We start from the raw sequence: 13,933 nt of genomic DNA, 5'->3' as shown, positions 1-13,933 counted from the left end.
TGGCGATGCCTCTACGCTTGGTCTCCGTGATCGATCCCGGGATGATCCGATGACGGTTCCCTCACCGACTCCGGTGCGGCAGGCCGGTGCGGCGGTGGCCTTCGAAGGCGCAGCGGCGCTGGTGGTCGCCGTGGTCCTGGTCGTGCTGTATCTGAGCGAATCCCAGCACCTCGCCTGGCTCAACGGGCTCGGCACCGCGATCTGGTTCGCGATCATGGGCGCCGGCGTGCTGACGGCGGGCTGGGCCCTGTGGACGGGGCGCCGCTGGGGGCGCGGCATCGCGGTCTTCGCTCAGCTGCTGCTCCTACCGGTGGCGTACTACATGGCCGTCGGTTCGGGGCAGTGGGCGCTCGGTGTGCCCGTCGGACTCATCGCCGTGGTCGTGTTGGCCCTGTTGTTCAGCCGGTCGGCACTCGAGTGGGTGGCGGCTCAGCCGGGCCCCGCGAGCGCCGACAACTCCGGCCCCGACACGCGATAGGTGATCCAGTCGGTCTGCGGCCGTCCGCCGACCGAGTCGTAGAGCGCGATCGCGTCGGTGTTCCAGTCCAGCACTGCCCACGACAGCCGGCTGTAGCCGTTGTCGACGCACACCCTGGCGAGGGTCGCCAGCAGTTCGCGCGCCAGGCCGCGTCTGCGGAAGGCGGGCCGGACGTAGAGGTCTTCGAGGTAGACCCCGGCCACTCCGTCCCACGTGGAGAAGCTCAGGAACCACAGCGCGCCTGCCGCCACCTGTCCGTCGACTTCGACGACGTGCCCGTTGACGGTCGGTGACTCGCCGAACAGTGCCGTGCGCAAGCCGCTTTCGGTGAGCAGGCATTCGTCGGCGGCGTGTTCGAACTCGGCGAGTTCGTGCACCATCGCGGTGAGTTCGGCCTCGTCGCCCGGCTCGGCGCGGCGGATCAGCACGCTCATGGACGTACCCCCAATGCGGTCGTGATGGTCTTGAACTTCGTACTCGTCTCGGCGACTTCGTCGTCGGGGTTCGACTCGGCCACGATGCCGCCGCCCGCGCGCGCGTCGGCGGTGCGGCGGTCGGCCGACAGTTCGGCACATCGGATCGACACCACCCAGGTGCCGTCACCGGAGGCGTCGCACCAGCCGACTGCGCCTGCGTAGAAGCCGCGGTCGCCCTCCAACTCGTTGATCAGGTCGGTGGCGGCGGCGGCTGGTACGCCGCCAACGGCGGGGGTGGGATGGAGTGCGACCGCGAGATCCAGCGCGGTGGTGGAGGATTGGCGTATCCGGCCGCTGATCGGGGTGTTGAGGTGCCACACCGCCGCGGTGCTGCTGAGCGCAGGCTCGGCGGCGATGCGGAGGTCCGTGCACAGCGGTGCCAGCGCATCGCGCATCTGATCGACGACGAGCTGGTGCTCGTGCCGGTCCTTCGCCGACGCCGCCAGGGCTTCGCCGTTGGCGCGGTCGATGGCGGGGTCGGGGGAGCGGGCCGCAGAACCTGCGAACGGACGGCAGGTCACGACGTCGCCCCGGCGCGCGACGAGCAGTTCGGGGCTCGCGCCGATCAAAGCGCTACCCACGTGGCGGCCGCCGGCGGGGGTCAGGTCGGCGAAGTACACGATGGCAGTAGGGTCTTCGGCCAGTCGGCGCATCACCGCGCTGACGTCGAGCGGCTGGTCGGCGACCAGGCGCAAGGCGCGCGCCAGCACGACCTTGTGCAGTGCCGACCGCGGATCGTTGAGCCTGCCCAGCGCTTCGCAGATGCGTGCGCGATGCACCTCGGGCGAGGGCAGTTCGCCGTCCACCTGCACCCTGGGCAACTCGGTTACGGGTGCGTCCGGCAGCGCGTCGCCGAACCGGAACGCGTCGGGCCGCATCAGGGCGGCGGGCCGGGTGAGATCGAACGGCAGGGCGCCCAACATCATCGGCGCGGCACCCGAGGCGAGCGCGGCGCGGGCGGCGGCCAGCTCCGGATACGGGGTGTGGATCCCGTCGGCGACCAGTGTCCGATCAGGTCCCGAGAGGACGAACGACGGTTCTGACATCAGGCGGGCAGGCACGGGTTCGTGTGTCCAGTGAGACCCAGCGCGCTGATCTGGCGGACACCGTGCTCGAAACCGCACACCGCGATCGACGCGGCCACCATCGACACGCGGATGCCCTCGGACACCGGCAGTTCGATCCAACGGGTCAGCATCGAGCGGGAGAAGTGACCGTGGCCGATGAACACCACGTCGCGTTCGGCCATGTGCGACAGCGCCAAGCTCACGGCGCGGTCGGCCCGCACGGTGACCGCGTCGATGCTCTCACCGCCCGGACAGGCGTGCGTCCACACCGTCCAGCCGGGTACGTGTTCGCGGATCTCCGGGGTGGTGAGTCCCTCGTAGTCGCCGTAGTCCCACTCGGCAAGCAGGGGCGTCACCTCGTCGACCCGCAAGCCGGCCAGTTCGGCGGTGGCCAGCGCGCGGTGGCGGGGGCTGGAGACGACCAGCGGGTCGGTCAGTTGCAGGTCGGCGATGGCTTCGGCGGCCAGCCTCGCCTGGTCCCGGCCGTCGTCGGTGAGTTCGACGTCGGTGCGTCCGGTGTGGCGGCCCGTGCGCGACCACTCGGTCTCGCCGTGACGCAGCAGCAGCAGGCGGTGCCGTTCGACAGTCACACCGCGATTGTGCCGCACGCCCGGTTCGGCGCGAGTCGTGCTTGGATGGTGGCGTGACGCGGGTACTGGCGGTCGCCAATCAAAAGGGCGGGGTGGCCAAGACGACGACGGTTGCGTCGTTGGGTGCCGCGATGACGGAACTGGGCAAGCAGGTGTTGCTCGTGGACCTCGACCCGCAGGGTTCGCTGACGTTCTCGCTCGGTCAGGATCCCGACAAGCTGCCGGTGTCCATCCACGAGGTGCTGCTCGGCGAGGTGGAACCCGACGCGGCGCTGGTGACGACGCCGGAGGGCATGACGCTGCTGCCCGCCAACATCGACCTCGCCGGTGCCGAGGCCATGCTGCTGATGCGGGCCGGTCGCGAGTACGCGCTCAAGCGCGCGCTGGCCAAGATCACCTCGGGCTACGACGTCGCGATCATCGACTGCCCGCCGTCGCTGGGGGTGCTGACGCTCAACGGGCTCACCGCCGCCAACGAGGTCATCGTTCCGCTGCAGTGCGAGACCCTCGCCCACCGCGGCGTCGGCCAGTTCCTCCGCACCGTCGACGACGTCCAGCAGATCACCAACGCCGATCTGGTTCTGCTCGGCGCGCTGCCCACGCTCTACGACTCGCGCACGACGCACAGCCGCGACGTGATCTTCGACGTCGCCGACCGCTATCAGCTCCCGGTGCTCGCGCCGCCAATCCCGCGCACCGTGCGGTTCGCCGAGGCCAGCGCCTCGGGGTCGTCGGTGCTGGCAGGGCGAAAAAACAAGGGCGCCAACGCATATCGCGAGCTGGCCGAGGCGCTGCTCAAGCACTGGAAGAACGGCAAGGCACTGCCGACGTTCACGCCCGAGGTCTAGCCGAGCGCCACCAGGTTCGCACCCCGCTGCTCGAGCACCATCGAACCCGCGACCGCGGGCACCACGGGCCCCTGCACGGCGTCGCGCGCCAGGTCGATGTGCCGCTCACCGGTCCCGGTCTGCGGATCGAACACGTCGTAGCCGCCGGTGACCGGCACCAGCAGGCGGCCCGCCATCACGACGCCCGGACCCACCGGGGCCTGGCCGTCGACGGGATTGACCGTGAACCGGTAGCGCATGCCGTTGGCCTCGAAGACGAGCAGTTCGTCGCCCGTCCACCACGTGAGCAGGTCGCCTGAACTCGCCGCGGTGGCGTCTGGTGCGGCGCCGCGCGTCAGCATCGTGCTCGAGATCGTGGTGCCGGTGTCGTCGACGACGTTGACCACCGGCTTTGGCGTCGGCAGGTACACCGCGGTCAGCGTGTCCGACACGGCGATCACCCGCGCGTCGGAGTCGGCGGACACGCCGGGCAGCTCGACGAACTTGGTCTCGGGCTGGTCCTCTTCGTCGGCGGGCTTGAGGAGGGTCAGGCGCATGTCGGCTTGGCCGGGGCAGGCTTCCATCACCGCCACCAGCGCGGTGCTGGCCGCGGCGGAGGTGAACTTGCAGAGCGGTTGGGCCGGGACGTCCGGTTTGATGCGTGCGTCCAGCGCCCCGTAGCTGATCATCCGGACCATGTCCGATCGCCACAGCTCGAGCCGGTTGGCTCCTGCCGAGAGCACGGTGGTGCCGTCGGAGGAGAGCTTGACTGCAGGATCGGCGTACGCGCTGCGGGTGGCGCCGCGCTTGCCGGTCTTGCCGTCGATGGTCGTGACCTGGCCGCAGCCCCGCGGGTCCGGATAGACCGCGACGGCGTTCTGGTACACCGCCGTCACGCCGCATAGTTCGACGTCGCGGGCGTAGGTCCACAGCACGTCGCCGGTCGCGGGGTCGCGGCCGTCCATCTGATCGCCGTCGCCGGTCACCACGCTTCCGCCCGCGACCACCGGCGCTCTGGTCTTCGGGCTCGGCGCGGTCCACAGTTGACGCAGGGCGCCTGGCACGTCGCGCGCCGACTTCAGCGCGGGAACCGGTTCGGCGGCGGGACGGCTCAGCGTCGCGCGGGCGTCGCTGGTCCACCAGATCATGGCGGCGACCACGGCGACCACGGTGGCGATCGCAACGGCGACCAGGACGTCGCTCTTCGTGCGGCGTTCGGGTGTGACCATCGGGTGGCGGCGGTCCCGCTATCCGGTGGTGGGCGCTGCGGCGTTGCTGTTGTTGCGACGACGGCGACGGCGGCGGGGAGCCGAGCGGGCACCCGACGGTGCGTCGGACGACTCGTCGGCCGGTCCGTTCTCGGCCGGTGCCTCGGAACCCTCGACGTGGCCGGACGCCTCCTGACCACCGCGCGTGCGCTGCCGGGTCCGGTTGCGGGTGCGGGGCGGCCGCTCGCCGCTGCCGTCGCCCTCGGTGTTACGGGGACCACGGTCACGGTCGCGCGGTTCGCGCTTCGGCTTGTCGGTGGTCCGCGTCGCCTTGCCGATCGAGCCCTTGGCGTCGGTGGGGATGCGCATCTGCTCGTAGAGGTGGTCGGAACTCGAGTACGTCTCGATGGGGTCCGGGTTGTCCAGGCCGAGCGCCTTGTCGATCATCGTCCACCGGGGCAGCTCGTCCCAGTCGACGAGCGTGACGGCGATGCCGGTCTTGCCCGCGCGGCCGGTGCGGCCGATGCGGTGCACGTAGGCCTGCTCGTCCTCGGGGATCTGGTAGTTGATGACGTGGGTGATGTCGTCGATGTCGATGCCGCGGGCGGCGACGTCGGTGGCGACGAGGACGTCGACGTCACCGTTGCGGAAGGACTTGAGCGCCTTCTCGCGGGCGCCCTGACCCAGGTCGCCGTGGACGGCACCCACCTTGAAGCCGCGCTCTGCGAGTTCGTCGGCGACCTTCTGGGCGGTGCGCTTGGTGCGCGTGAAGATCATCGTCGCGCCGCGGCCCTCGGCCTGCAGGATCCGGGCCACCATCTCGACCTTGTCCAGCGCGTGGGCGCGGTAGGCGAACTGCTCGGTGGTGTCGTGGGTCTGCGACGACTGCGCGGACTCCGCACGGATGTGCGTCGGCTGCGTCATGAACGTGCGGGCCAGGGTGATGATCGGATCCGGCATGGTCGCCGAGAACAGCATCGCCTGCCGCACGTCGGGGATCTGGCGCAGGATGCGCTCGATGTCGGGCAGGAAGCCCAGGTCGAGCATTTCGTCGGCCTCGTCGAGGACCAGCATGCTGAGCCCGCCGAGCTGCAGGTGGCCCTGCTGGGCCAGGTCGAGCAGACGACCGGGGGTGCCGATCACGACGTCGACGCCCTTCTGCAGGGCCTCGATCTGAGCCTCGTAGGGGCGGCCGCCGTAGATGGAGGTGACCGAGAGCTTGCGGTCGCCCGCGCGGAGGTACTTGGCGGCCCCGGCGATGTCCTCGTAGACCTGCAGGCACAGTTCGCGGGTGGGCACGACGACGAGCGCGCGGGGGATGCCGCTGAGTTCGCGGTCGGGGTCGGTGGTGATGCGCTGCAGCATCGGCACGCCGAAGGCCAGGGTCTTGCCCATGCCGGTGCGGGCCTGTCCGATGAGGTCGTCGCCTGCCAGCGCCATCGGCATGGTCAGTTCCTGGATGGCGAAGGGGTGTTCCTTGCCGTCCTCGGCCAGTGCCCGGACGATCTCCTCGCGGACGCCGAGGTCGGCGAACGAGATCTTCGCGGGTTCGGCCTCGACGATCTCGGTGATCTCGACGATCTCGGTCGTGGTGGTCTCTTGAGTCGATTCGGTGGATTCAGTCATGCGTACGGCAGTGCCTTTCGGGGTTCGATCCTCGTAGTCATCGCGGATGTTCACGCGCGCACGAGTTTCGACGAAGTAGCACCGGGGCCCGGGCCTCATAGGTAAGGCAGACCGACTGCGTGCACGCACATTATCTCTGGTCACGACTGCCTGAGCAGGTAAACCACTAGCCATGCTACCCGCTGACGCTCGGAAACCGACGGTCGCGGTGTCGCCGTCTAGAGTCGACGCATGACTCCGACCCAGCCCGCGGCCTCTCCCGAGCAGGCCGCAGCCCCCGGTGTTAACGGCGTGTCGGTGGACCACCCTGGGGTCACCGAACTGTTCGCCCTACTCGCATATGGGGAGGTGGCGGCGTTCTATCGGCTCACCGACGAGGCCCGGATGGCGCCGAATCTGGCGGGCCGGATCAACATGGCCAGCATGGCCGCAGCGGAGATGAACCACTACGAGGTGCTGCGCGAAGCGCTCGAGAGTCGGGGCGTCGACGTGGTGCGCGCGATGACCCGGTACGCGTCGGCGCTGGAGAACTATCACCGCCTCACGACGCCGAGCACGTGGCTCGAGGCCTTGGTCAAGACCTACATCGGCGACGCGCTGGCCGCCGACTTCTACCTCGAGATCGCCGACGCGCTGCCCGACGACGCGGCCGGGGTGGTGCGGGCCGTGTTGTCGGAGACCGGTCACTCGCAGTTCGTGGTCGCGGAGGTGAAGGCGGCGGTGACGGCCAGTGACAAGCAGCGGCACCGCTTGGCGCTGTGGTCGCGTCGCCTGCTCGGCGAGGCCATCACCCAGGCCCAGTTCGTCCTGGCCGACCACGACGAACTCGTCGACCTGGTGATGTCCAGCGGTGGGCTCGCGCAGCTCACCGAGTTCTTCGACCGGCTCCAGAAGACCCACGGCAGGCGCGTCGAGGAACTCGGACTCGCCTGATCGCTACCTGGTGCAGGTCGTGATCATCGAGTTCGAGTTCTGAAGGGCGATCGTGGCACCCGCGCCGTCGACGATCGAGCAGTTGAGTTGCCCGGTGACGCTGGTGGCGGTCACCGAACTCAACGTCACGCCCGGGTCGAGGACCACGGTCTTGTTCCACGGCAACGACACGTTGAGGTCGGTCTTGAGGGCACCCTGGGCGTCGGTGTAGATCACGGTCACCAGGTCGATGAGCGGGCGGGTGCCGGTGACCGAGTAGGTCACCGTGTTGGCTGCCGGTGCCGGCGGCGGTGCTGCCGCGACCGGTGGCGGTGCGACGGTGGCGCTCGGCGACGGGGTCACGGTGGTGACGGTCTCCGGAGGCAGTGACGCGACCGGCGGGAGCACCCGCGGCGTGCTTGCCGCCGGTGGCGCCTTCGAGGTCGTGGCCGGGGCCTGACTGGTCGCGGTCGGCGGGACGACGGTTGCCGACACCGAACCGCTGTCGCCGCCGCCGAGGATGACGACCGTGCAGATCACGGCGACCAGCAGGATCGCGCCTGCGACGCCGCCGACCCAGACCCAGCGGCGGTCGAGGGGTTCGTAGTACTCGTAGATCTCGTCGTCGTCGTATTCGGGTGCCACGTCGTCGGAGTCGTGGTCCTGCGGCGCGTAGCGGTCACTGCCGTAGCGGTCGTTGCCGTAGCGGTCGTACCCGCGGCGGTCATCGGCGTCGAGCACCTGCGTCCGGGGATCCGAGCCACCGTAGGTCGACGAATACGGACTCTCGTAGGTCGAGCCGTAGCCGGAGTCATAGCCGTAACGGCGTTCCCGGCCGTAGTCCCCGTAGGTGCGGTCGGGCCGCCACGACTCCGCGCGCGGCGACCGTCCGGAATACGGCGAATACGGTCGATTCTCCCTGCTCATCACGCTTCCCATGGTCTCGGCGGCATGTCTTCTCCGATGCTAGCGAGACGCAAGTGACGGAAGTGGCTCTAGCGCCCGCATGCGGGGTCACGGTCGGGACTCAGTTGGATCAAGCCCCCGTGTTCGCCGACCGCGTAGCCACCGGCGCACCGCCGGTGTCCCGCGTCCACTAGCCTCAGTGCAGTCAACGCTTTCGAATGAGAAGAGGGTCAGCGGTGGAGGTCAAGATCGGTGTCGCCGACAGCCCGCGCGAGTTGGTTTTCAACAGCGCGCAGGTTCCGAGCGAGGTGGAGCAGCTGATCGCCGACGCGCTGAACCAGGACTCGAAGCTGTTGAGCCTGACCGACGAGAAGGGCCGCCGCTTCCTGGTGCAGACCGCGAAGATCACCTACGTGGAGATCGGTGCCGCCGATACGCGCCGCGTGGGCTTCGGCATCGGCACCGTCGGCTCCGAGGCGGTCAAGAACGCGTAAGCGGCACGTGTGACAGTCCGCCCCAGGCGAACTGCACGGTGCCGTCGACCGCTGCTTCCTTGGAGATCGGCCGGTCGGCGTTCAGCCAGTACCGCGCGCTGTCGACACTGACGGCCACCAGGCCGACGGCGATCATCCGGGCGCGGTGCGCCTCGAGGCCGGAGTCGATGCTGATCAGGTCGAACACCGCGTCCGTGCAGGAGTCGGTGGCGGCCTTCACCTGTTCTGCCACCTGCGGTTCGGTGACGTAGTCGTTCTCGAATATCAGCCGGTAGCCCTGGCCGTCGTGCTCGATGAAGTCGAAGAACGCGCCGACGGCGGCGTGCAGTCGCTGCCGGTTGTCGGTGGTGGTGCGCAGTGCCTGCCGCACGCCCGAGACCAAGTTGTCGACGTGGCGCTGCAGCACCGCGAGATAGAGTTCGAGCTTCGACGAGAAGTGTTGGTAGAGCACCGGTTTCGAGACGCCGGCACGATCTGCGATCTCGTCCATGCCTGCCGCGTGGTAGCCCCGGTCGACGAACACCTCGCTGGCGGCGATGAGCAGCTGGCCACGCCGTTCGTCGCGTGGCAGCCGGTTCCCCCGCCGATTGCCCGCCGGCCGCGCCGAGGGGCCATCGCCGTTCGCCGGTTGCCCGCCTCTCCTCTCGGCGGCGTTGGCGAGTTCGCTCATCACGTCCTCAATCTCCGACCGCGAGGGACTGACCCCCCGAATGGTCACTGGTTGGCCGGACATGGTCCGGCAGTTCATCGCAACGACACTACTACTCCCGGTTGGGGCATCGCGTGATCTGCGCCTCGGGGTGATCCGGTGGCGCGCCGGAGCCGATCACGGGCGTCGCTGTGCCATTCTGGTCCGGTGACCTACGACCAAGGGCGTCGATGGGGCGAGCGCAGCGACGGGAGGAATACCGGAGGCGAGCGCGGTGACGCGGCGTACAGAGGCGGCGGTCGCGCCCCCGTGCTGCGCAACGAGTGGCGTGAGCCGCTGCGCGCGCAACGGGATCCGGTCGCGGGCGACACGGGGCGGCCGCGTTCCAACCGCGACGAGCACAGGCAGTGGCGCAAGCAGACGTGGCTGGGTCGCTTCGTCTCCACCTACGGCTGGCGCGCCTACGCGCTCCCCGTCCTCGCCGTCCTCACGGCCATCGTGCTGTTCCAGACCGTCACGTCACCGTCGACGGTGGAGCCCGTCGACGCCGCGGGCCCGGTGCAGGGCCCCCCGACGTTCGACGCGTCGAGCACCGCGATCATCGGTGCTCCGCCCAAGGGCCTGACCCAGTTCGACGCGAACCTGCCGACGGGCATCCTGCCCGAGGGCGGGGCCTTTACCGAGGCGGGCGCCAAGACGTGGCACGTCGTACCCGGCACCTCGCCGAGAGTCGGGGAGGGCACCACCAAGACGTTCACCTACACCGTCGAGGTCGAGGACGGCATCGACACCGCGGCCATCGGTGGTGACGAGGCGTTCGCGCGCATGGTCACCGAGACGCTGGCCAACCCCAAGAGTTGGACGCACAATCCGCAGTTCGCCTTCGTCCGCACCGACGACCCCGCGCAGGCGCCCGACTTCCGGATCTCGCTGACGTCGCCGATCACGGTCCGCGAGGGCTGCGGCTACGACATCCAGCTTGAGGCGTCCTGCTACAACCCGGCCTACCTCACCGACCAGCCGCGGGTGTTCGTCAACGAGGCGCGCTGGGTGCGCGGCGCGGTGCCGTTCCAGGGCGACATCGGGTCCTACCGCCAGTATCTGATCAACCACGAGGTCGGCCACGCCATCGGCTATCAGCGCCACGAACCGTGCGCCGAGAACGGCGCGCTGGCGCCGATCATGATGCAGCAGACGTTCTCCACCAGCAACGACGACGACGCGAAGTTCGACCCCGAGTCGGTGCAGGCCGACGGCAAGACCTGCCGCTTCAACCCCTGGCCCTACCCGATCGCCTGATCACCCCTCCCTTCTCCCCACCACCTCCCGCGAGCGTGCGTGTCTGCGGGCGACACGCCGGGCAGGAACCCGAGTTCACGCACGCTCGCCGGAGCAGCGGCTGGGGTCGTCGCTGCCGGGAAGGTCTGGCAGGCGATTGTCGTTGAACATCTGAGCCTGGTGTGATGGTCATCAGGAACAGACTTCGATCGAGGGAGTACCGGTGTCCTCACCGCTGCCGCCGCTGGTGGAACCCGCCGCGTCACTGACGCGCGAAGAAGTGGCGCGCTACAGCCGCCACCTGATCATCCCGGACCTCGGCGTCGACGGGCAGAAGCGCCTGAAGAACGCGCGAGTACTCGTCATCGGCGCCGGCGGGCTTGGCTCGCCGACGCTGCTCTACCTGGCCGCCGCGGGCGTCGGCACCATCGGCATCGTCGAGTTCGACGTCGTCGACGAGTCGAACCTGCAGCGCCAGATCATCCACGGCCAGTCCGACATCGGGAAATCGAAGGCACGCAGCGCCGCCGAGTCCATCAGCGAGATCAACCCGCTGGTCAATGTCGTCCTGCACGAAGTGCGCCTGGAACCCGACAATGCCGTCGAACTGTTCGAGCAGTACGACCTGATCCTGGACGGCACCGACAACTTCGCGACCCGCTATCTCGTCAACGACGCGGCCGTGCTGGCGGGCAAGCCCTACGTGTGGGGCTCGATCTACCGTTTCGAGGGACAGGTGTCGGTGTTCTGGGAGGACGCGCCGAACGGGCTGGGCCTGAACTACCGCGACCTCTACCCGGAGCCGCCGCCACCGGGGATGGTGCCGTCGTGCGCCGAGGGCGGCGTGCTCGGCATCCTGTGCGCGTCGATCGCGTCGGTGATGGGCACCGAGGCCATCAAGCTGCTGACCGGCATCGGCGATCCGCTGCTCGGCAGGCTGATGGTCTACGACGCGCTGGACATGACCTACCGGACGATCAAGATCCGCAAGGACCCGGCGACGCCGAAGATCACCGAGCTGATCGACTACGAGGCGTTCTGCGGCGTGGTGTCCGACGAGGCTGCCGCGGCCGCGTCCGGCGCCACCGTCACACCGCGCGAGCTGCGCGACATGCTCGACTCGGGCAAGAAGGTCGCGCTGATCGACGTGCGCGAACCCGTCGAGTGGGACATCAACCACATCGACGGCGCCGAGCTGATCCCCAAGTCCGCGCTCGAGGCCGGCGACGGGCTGGCGCGTCTGCCGCACGACCGGGTTCCAGTGCTGTACTGCAAGACCGGGGTTCGCTCCGCGGAGGCGCTTGCAGCGGTGAAGAAGGCCGGTTTCGCCGACGCACTGCACCTGCAGGGCGGGATCGTGGCGTGGGCCAAGCAACTCGAACCCGACATGGTCATGTACTGACGCCGAATCTGCCGGTCAACGCCTTAGGCTGTGGCCGTGACTGTCGACGGGCCGCCTGAACACGTGCTGGCGGCGTTCGGTCTGACCGGGCTGCGTCCGGTCGAACTCGGACCCAGTTGGGAGGGTGGCTGGCGCTGCGGCGAGGTCGTGCTGTCGATGGTGGCCGATCCCGCTCGTGCCGCATGGTCGGCCAAGGTGCGCGAGACGCTGTTCGTCGACGGCGTGCGACTGGCCCGGCCGGTCCGCTCCACCGACGGCCGCTACGTCGTGGCCGGGTGGCGCGCCGACACCTTCGTCGCAGGCAGCCCCGAACCCCGGCACGACGAGGTGGTGTCGGCGGCCGTCCGCCTGCACGAGGCCACCGCGAAGCTCGAGCGTCCGCGGTTCCTGACGCAGCCGCCTGGCGTGCCTTGGAACGAGGTCGACGTCTTCACCGCCGCGGACCGCGCGGCATGGGAGGACCGCCCGTTGCACTCGCTGCCGCCCGGGGCGATGGTCGCACCGAGTGCCGCCGACGGACAGCGCTCGATCGATCTGCTCAATCAGCTTGCCGCACTGCGCAAGCCCACCCGAGCCCCCAGTCAACTGGTGAACGGCGACATGTACGGCACGGTGCTGTTCGCAGGCACGGCCGCGCCCGGCATCACCGACATCACCCCGTACTGGCGGCCAGGGTCCTGGGCAGCGGGTGTCGTGGTGGTGGACGCGCTGGCGTGGGGTGAGGCCGACGACGGCCTGGTCGAGCGCTGGGCGTCGCTGCCGGAGTGGCCGCAGATGTTGTTGCGGGCGCTGATGTTCCGGCTCGCCGTCCACGCCCTGCACCCGCGCTCGACGGCCGCGGCCTTCCCGGGTCTGGCGAGGACCGCGGCGCTGGTCCGGCTGGTGCTCTAGAACTCGTGCCGCACGTCGCGTAGCGGCACCCGGCCGTCGACGGCGAGTACGCCCTCGGCGCGGAGTCGTTCGAGTTGGACGGTCGCCAGGTGCGGAGCGGGTCGGCCGGACGCGGTGATCACCCGGTGCCACGGCAGATCCGACGAGTCCGTGCGCATGATCCAGGCGACGATGCGTGGGCTCGAAAGGTCTGCCGCGGCTGCGATGTCACCGTAGGTCGACACGCTTCCCGCCGGGATGGCCGCAACCAGCGCGCGGACCCGCTCGACCTGCTCGTCGGTGATCGGGGCCATGGTCAGCCCAGTCGGTCGCGGATCACCGAGGCCGTGTCAGCCGGTTTCGCCAGGGGCACCATGTGGTCGCAGTCCCATTCCAGCAGCGTGAAGTCGGTGCTGGCGTCCAGAGCGGCGATCAATTCGTCGCTGGCGTAGGGCGGCTGGGTGCGGGTCGCCCGGATCAGCGTCGTCGGGGTGCCGTCGCGCGGAATGGGAACCGGGCGGGTCAGTTCGCTCCAGTAGGACAGCATCGCGGGCACGCTGATGCGCCAGCCGACGCGTCCGTTGGGCAGGTCGATCAGGTGCTCGTCGAGTTCGCGTTCGAGTTCCGCGTCATCGACCTCGCCCCAGGAGCCGTCGAGCTTCTCGGCCCTCGCCTCGGCGCGATCGGCATAGTCGGGGGAGTCGTACATCTGGTTGGCGATCTCCCGCATCCACGCTCCGTCGAGGCCGACGGCGGGATCGAGCAGCACCAGTGCGTCGACGAGATCCGGCCGTGCCGCAGCGAGATTGAGCGAGACGGCACCACCGAACGAGTGGCCGACGACCACCACCGGTGCACCGCCCTCGGCGTCGAGCAGCGCGGCCAGCGCGGCCACGTTCGCCTCGATGGTCCACGGCGCATCCCATGACGAGCGGCCGTGGCCCAGCAGGTCCGGAGCGAGGACGCCGACGCCCGACAGGTGGTTGGTCGCCAGCGATTCCCACCGTCGGCCGTGCCCGGTCAGGCCGTGGACGAGCAGGACGCGGGCGGGCTCGGGCGAGCCGAAGCGGTACACGTGCAGCGGTGAAGTCACCCCACGATGCTGCCAGCCCGAGGTCAGGGCCTCTTGTCGGACCCCCGTGGTGTCATT

At 69.5% G+C, this 13,933-nt stretch carries 16 protein-coding genes; 7 read left to right on the top strand and 9 right to left on the bottom strand.

Annotation, left to right across the window (positions count from 1 at the left end; all coding sequences use genetic code 11):
* The first annotated feature begins 49 nt into the window (after positions 1-49).
* Positions 50-478, top strand: a complete 429-nt coding sequence (locus tag G6N61_RS11345; protein WP_163918616.1) for a hypothetical protein — start codon at positions 50-52, stop codon at positions 476-478.
* Here G6N61_RS11345 and G6N61_RS11340 read toward each other — a convergent pair.
* The 3 genes from G6N61_RS11340 to G6N61_RS11330 are packed head-to-tail and all read right to left on the bottom strand — an operon-like array spanning position 430 to position 2,611.
* Complete coding sequence (locus tag G6N61_RS11340) at positions 430-912, bottom strand: GNAT family N-acetyltransferase (protein ID WP_163918615.1); 483 nt, start codon at positions 910-912, stop codon at positions 430-432. The two genes, G6N61_RS11345 and G6N61_RS11340, sit on opposite strands and share 49 nt — an antisense overlap.
* Positions 909-2,000, bottom strand: a complete 1,092-nt coding sequence (locus tag G6N61_RS11335) for an isochorismate synthase (RefSeq protein WP_407666483.1) — start codon at positions 1,998-2,000, stop codon at positions 909-911. The genes G6N61_RS11340 and G6N61_RS11335 overlap by 4 nt, the downstream gene beginning before the upstream one ends.
* Positions 2,000-2,611 carry an acid phosphatase gene (locus G6N61_RS11330; RefSeq protein ID WP_163918614.1) on the bottom strand — a complete coding sequence of 204 codons (612 nt, stop codon included), beginning with the start codon at positions 2,609-2,611 and terminating at the stop codon, positions 2,000-2,002. Before G6N61_RS11330 ends, G6N61_RS11335 begins: the two co-directional genes overlap by 1 nt.
* Positions 2,612-2,664: 53 nt before the next feature.
* Here G6N61_RS11330 and G6N61_RS11325 point away from each other — a divergent pair, with 53 nt between their 5' ends.
* Positions 2,665-3,459, top strand: a complete 795-nt coding sequence (locus G6N61_RS11325; protein WP_163918613.1) for a ParA family protein — start codon at positions 2,665-2,667, stop codon at positions 3,457-3,459.
* On the opposite strand, the gene G6N61_RS11320 is transcribed toward G6N61_RS11325, so the two are convergent.
* The gene (locus G6N61_RS11320) at positions 3,456-4,667 is read right to left on the bottom strand and encodes an Rv3212 family protein (protein WP_163918612.1); all 1,212 of its coding nucleotides are present in this window, start codon (positions 4,665-4,667) and stop codon (positions 3,456-3,458) included. The genes G6N61_RS11325 and G6N61_RS11320 overlap by 4 nt on opposite strands.
* Before the next feature lie 18 nt (positions 4,668-4,685).
* A complete protein-coding gene (locus G6N61_RS11315; RefSeq protein ID WP_163918611.1) occupies positions 4,686-6,272 on the bottom strand; it encodes a DEAD/DEAH box helicase in 1,587 nt (528 codons plus the stop codon).
* Between the two features lie 231 nt (positions 6,273-6,503).
* Here G6N61_RS11315 and G6N61_RS11310 point away from each other — a divergent pair, with 231 nt between their 5' ends.
* Positions 6,504-7,205 (top strand): ferritin-like fold-containing protein, encoded by a 702-nt coding sequence (locus tag G6N61_RS11310; RefSeq protein WP_163918610.1) that lies wholly within the window; start codon positions 6,504-6,506, stop codon positions 7,203-7,205.
* Between the two features lie 3 nt (positions 7,206-7,208).
* Here the strand turns inward: G6N61_RS11310 and G6N61_RS11305 are convergent, their stop codons facing one another.
* A complete protein-coding gene (locus G6N61_RS11305) occupies positions 7,209-8,111 on the bottom strand; it encodes a hypothetical protein (RefSeq protein ID WP_163918609.1) in 903 nt (300 codons plus the stop codon).
* A 215-nt stretch (positions 8,112-8,326) separates the two neighbouring features.
* Between G6N61_RS11305 and G6N61_RS11300 the strand changes: the two genes are divergently transcribed.
* Complete coding sequence (locus tag G6N61_RS11300) at positions 8,327-8,584, top strand: DUF3107 domain-containing protein (protein WP_163918608.1); 258 nt, start codon at positions 8,327-8,329, stop codon at positions 8,582-8,584.
* Here G6N61_RS11300 and G6N61_RS11295 read toward each other — a convergent pair.
* On the bottom strand, positions 8,571-9,254 hold the full coding sequence (locus G6N61_RS11295) for an HTH-type transcriptional activator FasR (RefSeq protein WP_163918607.1): 684 nt from the start codon (positions 9,252-9,254) through the stop codon (positions 8,571-8,573). The two genes, G6N61_RS11300 and G6N61_RS11295, sit on opposite strands and share 14 nt — an antisense overlap.
* Before the next feature lie 288 nt (positions 9,255-9,542).
* Here G6N61_RS11295 and G6N61_RS11290 point away from each other — a divergent pair, with 288 nt between their 5' ends.
* The 3 genes from G6N61_RS11290 to G6N61_RS11280 all read left to right on the top strand — a co-directional run bounded on the left by G6N61_RS11290 (position 9,543) and on the right by G6N61_RS11280 (position 12,804).
* A complete protein-coding gene (locus G6N61_RS11290) occupies positions 9,543-10,532 on the top strand; it encodes a DUF3152 domain-containing protein (RefSeq protein ID WP_163924753.1) in 990 nt (329 codons plus the stop codon).
* 214 nt (positions 10,533-10,746) lie between these two features.
* The gene (gene moeZ, locus G6N61_RS11285) at positions 10,747-11,913 is read left to right on the top strand and encodes an adenylyltransferase/sulfurtransferase MoeZ (protein WP_179973661.1); all 1,167 of its coding nucleotides are present in this window, start codon (positions 10,747-10,749) and stop codon (positions 11,911-11,913) included.
* A gap of 36 nt (positions 11,914-11,949) precedes the next feature.
* Positions 11,950-12,804 carry a TIGR02569 family protein gene (locus tag G6N61_RS11280; protein ID WP_163918605.1) on the top strand — a complete coding sequence of 285 codons (855 nt, stop codon included), beginning with the start codon at positions 11,950-11,952 and terminating at the stop codon, positions 12,802-12,804.
* On the opposite strand, the gene G6N61_RS11275 is transcribed toward G6N61_RS11280, so the two are convergent.
* Together G6N61_RS11275 and G6N61_RS11270 are read right to left on the bottom strand one after the other, a co-directional pair.
* The gene (locus G6N61_RS11275; RefSeq protein WP_163918604.1) at positions 12,801-13,097 is read right to left on the bottom strand and encodes an MGMT family protein; all 297 of its coding nucleotides are present in this window, start codon (positions 13,095-13,097) and stop codon (positions 12,801-12,803) included. The genes G6N61_RS11280 and G6N61_RS11275 overlap by 4 nt on opposite strands.
* A 2-nt stretch (positions 13,098-13,099) precedes the next feature.
* The gene (locus G6N61_RS11270; protein ID WP_163918603.1) at positions 13,100-13,876 is read right to left on the bottom strand and encodes an alpha/beta hydrolase; all 777 of its coding nucleotides are present in this window, start codon (positions 13,874-13,876) and stop codon (positions 13,100-13,102) included.
* Positions 13,877-13,933 lie beyond the last annotated feature (57 nt).

The organism is Mycolicibacterium arabiense (assembly GCF_010731815.2).
Classification (GTDB): Bacteria; Actinomycetota; Actinomycetes; order Mycobacteriales; family Mycobacteriaceae; genus Mycobacterium; species Mycobacterium arabiense.
The sequence above is the reverse complement of the archived record's forward strand: the minus strand, read 5'-3'. Positions and strand labels throughout refer to the sequence as shown.